Annotated in this window: 8 protein-coding genes and 1 pseudogene; 6 read left to right on the top strand and 3 right to left on the bottom strand. The window is 64.2% G+C overall.

Features of this window, described 5'->3' with window-relative positions:
- Positions 1-163: 163 nt before the first annotated feature.
- Positions 164-367, top strand: a pseudogene (locus tag BW940_RS22105) (RNA-guided endonuclease TnpB family protein); the annotation flags it as partial.
- Positions 368-450: 83 nt separating this feature from the next.
- Here the strand turns inward: BW940_RS22105 and BW940_RS21830 are convergent.
- Positions 451-591, bottom strand: coding sequence for a hypothetical protein (locus BW940_RS21830; protein ID WP_173834890.1), 141 nt, complete (start codon positions 589-591; stop codon positions 451-453).
- A 69-nt stretch (positions 592-660) separates the two neighbouring features.
- The gene (locus BW940_RS12600; protein ID WP_076609565.1) at positions 661-1,968 is read right to left on the bottom strand and encodes a molybdopterin molybdotransferase MoeA; all 1,308 of its coding nucleotides are present in this window, start codon (positions 1,966-1,968) and stop codon (positions 661-663) included.
- Positions 1,969-2,100: 132 nt separating this feature from the next.
- Here BW940_RS12600 and BW940_RS12595 point away from each other — a divergent pair, with 132 nt between their 5' ends.
- The 3 genes from BW940_RS12595 to BW940_RS12585 all read left to right on the top strand — a co-directional run bounded on the left by BW940_RS12595 (position 2,101) and on the right by BW940_RS12585 (position 5,334).
- Positions 2,101-2,466, top strand: a complete 366-nt coding sequence (locus BW940_RS12595; RefSeq protein ID WP_076609564.1) for an Hsp20/alpha crystallin family protein — start codon at positions 2,101-2,103, stop codon at positions 2,464-2,466.
- A gap of 76 nt (positions 2,467-2,542) precedes the next feature.
- Positions 2,543-4,183 carry an ABC1 kinase family protein gene (locus BW940_RS12590; protein WP_076609563.1) on the top strand — a complete coding sequence of 547 codons (1,641 nt, stop codon included), beginning with the start codon at positions 2,543-2,545 and terminating at the stop codon, positions 4,181-4,183.
- Between the two features lie 59 nt (positions 4,184-4,242).
- Positions 4,243-5,334, top strand: coding sequence for an enolase-like domain-containing protein (locus BW940_RS12585; RefSeq protein WP_076609562.1), 1,092 nt, complete (start codon positions 4,243-4,245; stop codon positions 5,332-5,334).
- Between the two features lie 11 nt (positions 5,335-5,345).
- On the opposite strand, the gene BW940_RS12580 is transcribed toward BW940_RS12585, so the two are convergent.
- Complete coding sequence (locus tag BW940_RS12580) at positions 5,346-5,963, bottom strand: hypothetical protein (RefSeq protein WP_076609561.1); 618 nt, start codon at positions 5,961-5,963, stop codon at positions 5,346-5,348.
- A 184-nt stretch (positions 5,964-6,147) separates the two neighbouring features.
- On the opposite strand from BW940_RS12580, the gene BW940_RS12575 reads away from it, so the two are divergent.
- Together BW940_RS12575 and speB are read left to right on the top strand one after the other, a co-directional pair.
- Positions 6,148-6,522 carry a translation initiation factor IF-5A gene (locus tag BW940_RS12575; RefSeq protein ID WP_076609560.1) on the top strand — a complete coding sequence of 125 codons (375 nt, stop codon included), beginning with the start codon at positions 6,148-6,150 and terminating at the stop codon, positions 6,520-6,522.
- Complete coding sequence (gene speB / locus BW940_RS12570) at positions 6,522-7,427, top strand: agmatinase (protein ID WP_076609559.1); 906 nt, start codon at positions 6,522-6,524, stop codon at positions 7,425-7,427. Before BW940_RS12575 ends, speB begins: the two co-directional genes overlap by 1 nt.
- The last annotated feature ends 13 nt before the right edge of the window (positions 7,428-7,440 follow it).

The following is a 7,440-nucleotide window of genomic DNA, read 5'->3' as shown; positions in this document are numbered from 1 at the left end:
CGCAACAAGACCTGTGGCGTAGGTTTTGGCGTGATGACGTTGGGCTGGGGACAGCGACTCGAACTCGTCGAACACTCGCGTACACGACAAGAAATCCGTAATCGGCATCATCCGTCCTTGCCACCGCCTACGTCATGCTCCTACTTCAACGTGCAAAGCTGAGTCAGAGTGTTGGGTTTCGGAGTACCATGCGGACATTAACGCCGCGCTCAATATTGCAGACCGCTACCTCAGCGGAGAGAGCCATTCAAGAGAACACACGGATGGCGATGACTCGGCTGAGGAAGGGGGCCGTTTGACCGGCCCACAAGACAGCCAAGCCGATGCTGAAGCCCAGCAATTGACGCTTGGAACGTATGCGTCTTGAAACCTTAGGGGCGAATCGGTCGGCCTGAAATCCCATGGTGGGATTCCCGCGACTTGAGGCGCGGGAGGAGGTCAAGGGGCGTCTCAGATCAGTCCTCGGAAGAAGTCACTGAATACGATGAGGAACAGGCCGGCGATAACAATCAACAACAGGAAGCCGAAGAAAATCAGCGCGGCTTGTCGTCCAGTGAGTTCCTCGCCTTCTAGGATCTCGTTCACGTCCATGAGTAGTGGGCGAATACACACACATACCTCTTAAAACGATGGTGTTATCGACGTCGCTCCGGGGGGTGACTACCCGTTCGGTTCCCAGTTTTGAACCCGAACGGTCTCGCCCGCCGGGATTCCCTCACGGGCGTCGTCGACGACCACCCAGCCGTCGGCTAACGCGACACTCGAGAGCACCCCCGACCCGCTCGCTCTGGTCGGCGTCGCAGTGTATGCGGGCTCGTCCTCGCCATCCTCGAGTGCGTCGTCTTCGCGGCCCTTGAGTTGGACCCGCGCGAACGTTCGCGTTCCGGGTTCGCTCGGGATCTTGCGCTCGAGTGTCGCCCGCGTGGTCGGGTGTGGATCGGGCTCCGTTCCCTCGAGCCAACTGAGCACCGGCCGCAGGAACTGGACGGCGTTGACGATACAGGCGACGGGGTAGCCGGGCAAGGCGAGCACGGGGGTGTTCTCGACGATGCCCAGACAGACCGGATGGCCGGGTTTGAGGCCGACGCCGTGGACGAGCACCTCGCCGAGATCGTCGATCACTTCGGGCAGCAGGTCGCGCTTGCCGACCGAGGAGCCGCCGGTTGTGACGACGACGTCGTTCGTCAGATCCCGCTGAATGGCGACGCGAAGCGACTCGGGATCGTCGGTGACGACGTCCCGGTAGGTCGCCCGGCCACCCCAGCGTTCGACCAGCCGGGAGACGGTGAGGCCGTTGGTCTCGATGACCTCGCCCGGGTTCGGGTCACCCTCGACGAGTTCTTCACCCGTCGGAATCACGCCGACCGTCGGCCGTTTCGCGACCGACACGTCGGCGTAGCCCGTCGACCGAAGGAGACCGAGGTCCGAGGGACGCAGTCGGTGGCCCGCCTCGTAGAGCTGTTGACCCGCCTCGACGTCCTCACCGATCGGGGCGACGTTTTCTCCCGCTGCGACCGCGTCTTCGACCTCGAGTTCGTCGGCCGACTCGAACGCCTCGACGTGTTCGATCATGACGACGGCGTCTGCACCTTTGGGGAGGGCGCTACCGGTGTGAACGCGCGCGGCCGTGTCGGGTTCAACGCGTGCGTCGCCGCCGATGCCGTCGGCGAGACGGAGCACTTCGGGCGAGCGGGCGCTGGCCCCGAACGTGTCCGCGGCGCGGACAGCGTAGCCATCCATCGCCGCCCGCTGGTAGTGGGGGACGTTTCGGGCGGCCGTGACCGGGGCGGCAAGTACCCGTCCGTCCGCGCGTTCGACGGCGACAGTCTCCGTTCTGGATGGTGTCTCGCTGCTCTCATCACCGTCGCTCGCGTCCTCGACGGCAGTTCTGAGTATTTGGCGCGCCTCGTCGACTGGCGTCCGAATCTTGAACCCGGCCTCCTTGCGCTCGCTGTCGGCTCCTTCCATATGCGAAGTCGGGTTGCGGGGCGTCAAAAGCGTAGGGGACCAGCAGGGTATCGCCGTCCCTGTCAGTCCATGGAAGCCGTCGAATCCACCGCTACCGCGGGGTTTTTCGTATCGGCGTTCAAACGTGTAGCTATGTCAGCGCTCCGTGATGCACTGCGGGATCTCTCCGAAGACGTGTTCTTCGATCTGCTCGAGAGCGAGGAGGCCTACCTGCTCGTCCTCGATATCCCGGGTGTTTCATCCGAGACACTCGAGCTGTCGGTTGAGGGCGGCCGCATCTTCATCGACGCCCACCGCGAGAAAGACCCCGACAGCGACTTTCGATATCTCGAGGAGAACCGGCCGCTCTTTCTCGAGATCGATCTTCCGCTGCCGGCAAACGCGGTCGGGACCGAACCGGAAGCCACAGTCGACCGGGGTGTCCTCGAGTTGACGCTCCCGAAATCGCCCTCGAGTGGCGAGACGACGATCGATGTCGTCGACGAGGACGCCGCGTAACGTGAGGTGAGCAAGACTGGCTCCCTTCCGCGCGTACAAGCGCTTCGTCCTTGTCGTCTGGCAGTTTCTCCCACTGTTGCTCGCCTATGCCCGTGACCGTCGCCGGTTTCTGTTGTTCGGCCGCCCGCGGCAGGTCGACCCCGAGACTAACCGTCACCGGGCTGAGGTGTTACTCGAGTCGCTGTTGACGCTCGGGCCGACGTTCATCAAACTCGGACAGTTGCTCTCGACCCGGCCCGACGTGTTGCCGCCGTCGTACATCGATGTCCTCTCGGCGCTGCAAGACGACGTGCCACCCGCGGAGTGGGCGGCCGCAAAGGCGGTCCTCGAGGACGAACTCGGCCCCGTCGACGACCACTTCGCCGCGTTCGAAACCGAGGCGATCAGCGGGGCGAGTCTGGGACAGGTCTACCGGGCACGCCTCGATGCCGAGACCGATTCGGGAAGGGCCAACCCCGATCATGGCCGTGACGTGGCCGTCAAAATCCGTCGACCGGAGATCGAACCCCTCGTGAAGGCGGATCTGCGGGTGATCCGGTGGTCGCTCCCGATCCTGTTGTATTTCGTCGGCGAGGCCAGAGCGTTCTCCCTCGAGAACCTCGCCGACGAGTTTGCAAAGACCATCCGCGAGGAGATGGACTACGAGCGCGAGGCGACGATGCTCCAGGAGATCCGCGAAAACTTCGCGGATGACGACCGATTCGTTATCCCCGACGTGATCGAGAGTCATTCAGGGCCGCGCGTGCTCACGATGGAGTACATCGAGGGGACGAAGATCAACGATGTCGAGGAACTCGATCGGAAAGGGATCGACCGCACGCAGATCGCGGAGAACCTCCAGCGGTCGTACCTCCAGATGATTATCGACGACGGGGTCTTCCACGCTGATCCGCATCCGGGGAATCTCGCGGTGACCGACGACGGGCGGGTCGTCTTCTATGACTTCGGGATGTCCGGTCGGGTCGACGAGTTCATTCAGCAAAAGATCGTGGAGTTCTACATCGCGGTGGCCAACCAGGACATCGACGCCATTCTCGACGCGCTGACCGAGATCGGCACGCTCTCGCCGGACGCCGATCGGGCCATCATGGCCGAGGTGATGGAACTGGCGATTCAGGACGCCCGCGGCGAGGATATCGAACAGTATCGCGTGAACCAGATCATCGGCCAGATCGAAGACTCGATCTACGAGTTCCCGTTCCGACTGCCGAAAAACCTCGCGCTCGTCCTGCGGGTCGCGACTGTCGTTGAAGGGGTCTGTGTCACCCTCGATCCGGAGTTCGACTTCATCGACACCGCGACCAGCTACCTCACCGAACAGGGCTATCGCGAGGAATCCATCCGCAAATACCTCGAGGGATCGGGCCAGCAACTCCGTCGCACCGGCGAGTCACTGACCCGAATCGCGCCGAAAGCCGAGCGCACCCTCGACCGCCTCGACCGCGACGATCAGTTCGTCCGGATCGGTGTCGAGGACTCCAACGGCGTGTTCACGACGCTCGCCAAACGGATCATCTACGGCCTGTTGCTCACCATGTCGCTGTTCTCGATGGGCGTCCTCTACGCCCTCGAGGCTCCCGAGGCGTCGGTCGTCGCCGCGGGCTTTTCGGCCGTGGTCGTGGTCCAGCTCTACCGGTCGTTTCGCAAACCGCGCTCGACGCGCGTGCGCCCGCAGTTTACCCGCCAGAACCTGCGCCAGCGACGCGACGAAGAGTAGCCGGTCCAGCGTGTGCAACGGCGGTCAAACGTTTTTTCCCTCGCTCTCGACCAGTCCGTATGGCCTTCGACCGACTCGCAGACCTCTCCCTCTCGATCGATGACGTCACAATCGAGCGACTCGAGCGCGAGACCTCGAGCGGGTTCACGCGCGTGACAACCGAAATCGCTCTCGCCGGATCCAACGGCGACGACACGACCGTCGTCGGCCGGGGCGAAGACGTCACCTACGAGACCGACGACCACGATGCACTGGCTGAAACCGGCCTGCCCGACCTGACCGGGGAGTACACGCACGACTCCTTCTCGTCGCACCTCGAGTCAGTCGACCTGTTCCCTGCAGGCCCACCCGACCGCGAGGTCTTCCGGAACTACCGGCGCTGGGGCGTCGAAAGCGCGGCGCTCGACCTCGCCTTACGACAGGCCGGCACGGACATCGCAAGCGAACTCGGGCGCTCACTCGAGCCGGTTCGATTCGTCGCCAGCACTCGACTCGGCGAGCCGCCGACGACCGACCGGCTCGAGACGCTCCGCGAGCGGGTCCCCGACCTCGAGTGCAAGCTCGATCCGATCCCCGAGTGGGACGCAGAGCTCGTGGCCGACATCGTCGGCACGGTTGGCCCGGACGGGGTTCGCATTCTGGATCTCAAAGGCCAGTACGAGGGGACCGACGTCGACGTGCCTGCCGACCCCGAGCTGTACGCGCTCGTGCTCGAGGCCTTTCCCGAGGCCGTCCTCGAGGATCCCGCACTGACCGAGGAGACGCGACCGCTGTTCGACGACCCCGACGTGCGCCGGCGCGTCTCGTGGGACGCCCCGATTCACGGAATCGACGACATTGAGGCGCTTCCCTGGGAGCCCGACTGGCTCAACGTCAAACCCTCGCGCTTTGGCTCGCTCGAGTCGCTGCTCGAGACGATTGCCTACTGTGACGAGCGCGACATTCGGCTCTACGGCGGCGGCCAGTTCGAACTCGGCGTCGGCCGCGGCCAGATTCAGCTGCTGGCGTCGCTGTGCTATCCCGACGGGCCCAACGACGTCGCACCGCGAGCCTACAACGACGCCGAACTCGACACATCGTTGCTAACGAGTCCGCTCGAGCCACCGACCGAGCCCTCCGGGTTTCGGTGGTCCGACGGGGGGCCCGACTGAGACGGCCGCCGTCAGTCTTCATCGCGAGTGTTTTCCGCCGCCGGTCGTCGACCGCGATAGCTCCGACAGTCACTCCACAGCGCCGTCGGCGAGTCACCGTTGCTGTCCGCTCGCTTGACGTCCCGCCAGAGTTCGAACGGGCCGTACCGAGCCGACTCGAGCAGCTGGTCGGCCAGTTCCGGCGCGACCGAGACGCGGCGACACTCACCCTCGACGAACAGGCCGTCGGGGCCAAACGTGAACTCGACGTCGTAGTGGTGGACGGCCTCCTCGCGCGCCTCGAGGACGGGATGGATCGCCTCGAGGACGGCCGCCACGTACTCGAGGAGGAGCTTCATCCCGGGCGCGTCGGTCGTCTCGAGGTCGACCCGGACGATGGGGACGTACACCGGTGTCTCGGTCTCGTTGTCGCCACGGGTATCGACGACGGCGAGCCGACGGATCGTCGGCGACTGCTCGAGGTGCGAGGCAGTGCCCGTCGGAAGCGCCGCGGCAAGTCGCTCGTCGAGATCAGCGGCGAGTGCGCGCCGAATACGGGTCTGCCACCGATACCGAACGAACAGGGTCAGCCCGACGCCAGCCAGGAAGAGGCAGATTGCACCGAGCCCGCCGACGAGGCTGCTAGCCATTGGACACACCTTTTCGGCCCAGCCAGTAGTGGGTTTCCCGTTGGGAGGTCGCTCGAGCGATTCGTGCTCCACAGTCGATAGTGAGCATTACTGTCGAATGGCCGTCTTGTACGTGTTAACAGACTGAACACCCTCTAGCGGCCATTCCAAACGGTTTATGCCCGTCGGTTGATTACGCCGGGATATGGCGAAACAGCAGACCGAAGTTCGCGAACTCCAGGAAGGAAGCTACGTAATGGTCGACGACACAGCCTGTAAAATCAACGCCTACTCGACGGCCAAGCCGGGTAAACACGGCAGCGCAAAGGCCCGTGTCGAGGCCAAAGGCGTCTTTGACGACAAAAAGCGTTCGTTCTCCCAGCCCGTCGACGCGAAGATCTGGGTCCCGATTATCGAGCGGAAAAACGGCCAGATCGTCTCGGTCGACGGCGACGACATGCAGGTCATGGACTTAGAAACGTACGAGACGATCACGATGCGTATCCCCGACGATGCAGACGTCTCCCCTGACGAGAACATCGAGTACCTCGAGATGGAAGACCAGCGAAAGATCGTCTAATGTTTCCCGGGGCGACTGCCGAACGCGAAGGGACCGACACACGAGGACACGAGTCCGACGGTGATGGCAACACCGACGCGCGAGGCCGAGAGGCTGATCGCGGAGGCGCGAACTTCGTGGTCGTTGGTGCGCCCCTGGACGCCACGACGACCTTTCAACCGGGGACCAGGTTTGGTCCCCGCCGCATTCGAACGTTTGCGGAGACGTTCGACGATTACGACCGTCGAACCGACCAGTACTTTTCCGAGCTCGGTGTCGCCGATCACGGCGACGTCCGCGCATGGGATGCCCTCGAAGAGTACCTCGAGTGGCTGGAGGGAACGCTGCGAGATGTCGTCTGGGAGGACGCCGTTCCCCTGACACTCGGCGGCGAACACACCGTCTCGCTCGCGGGTGCACGCGCGGTCGAACCCGAAGTCGTCGTCTCGCTCGACGCCCACCTCGACCTCCGCGATGCCTACGACGGGAACCCGCTTTCCCACGCCGCCGTGATGCGCCGGATTCTCGACGGTGTCGACTCGGTTGACGAACTGATCGTCATCGGTGCTCGCACCGGCAGCGAGGCCGAATGGGAGCGGGCAGCCGACGACGACGTGACAGTTGTGGCTCCCGAGGACGTCGGCGACTGGTCGCCCGATGGCCGACTCGAGGGCCGAGACGTCTACCTGAGCGTCGATATCGACGCGGCCGACCCCGCGTACGCGCCGGGGACCGGCACGATGGAACCGTTCGGGCTCGAGCCACGCGAGCTGCGCGACGTCGTCCGCGCCGTGGCACCCCGCGCAAGCGGCTTCGATGTGGTCGAGGTCAACGACCGCGACAACGGCCAGGCCGCCTCGCTCGCCGGCAAACTCGTTCGCGAGTTCGTCTTTTCGAACGCCGACGGAACTGGCAACGGCGCGTAGCGTTCCCGATCGA

This window comes from Natronorubrum thiooxidans (assembly GCF_900156475.1).
In the GTDB taxonomy this organism is placed as follows: Archaea; Halobacteriota; Halobacteria; order Halobacteriales; family Natrialbaceae; genus Natronorubrum; species Natronorubrum thiooxidans.
This window is presented reverse-complemented; position numbering and strand designations above follow the sequence as displayed.

Bases quoted from the DNA above. Each gene is read 5' to 3' on its own strand.
- BW940_RS12575 (WP_076609560.1), top strand. From the start codon at position 6,148: ATGGCGAAACAGCAGACCGAAGTTCGCGAACTCCAGGAAGGAAGCTAC.
- BW940_RS12595 (WP_076609564.1), top strand. From the start codon at position 2,101: ATGTCAGCGCTCCGTGATGCACTGCGGGATCTCTCCGAAGACGTGTTC.
- BW940_RS21830 (WP_173834890.1), bottom strand. From the start codon at position 591: ATGGACGTGAACGAGATCCTAGAAGGCGAGGAACTCACTGGACGACAA.
- BW940_RS12585 (WP_076609562.1), top strand. From the start codon at position 4,243: ATGGCCTTCGACCGACTCGCAGACCTCTCCCTCTCGATCGATGACGTC.
- BW940_RS12580 (WP_076609561.1), bottom strand. From the start codon at position 5,963: ATGGCTAGCAGCCTCGTCGGCGGGCTCGGTGCAATCTGCCTCTTCCTG.
- BW940_RS12600 (WP_076609565.1), bottom strand. From the start codon at position 1,968: ATGGAAGGAGCCGACAGCGAGCGCAAGGAGGCCGGGTTCAAGATTCGG.
- speB (WP_076609559.1), top strand. From the start codon at position 6,522: ATGTTTCCCGGGGCGACTGCCGAACGCGAAGGGACCGACACACGAGGA.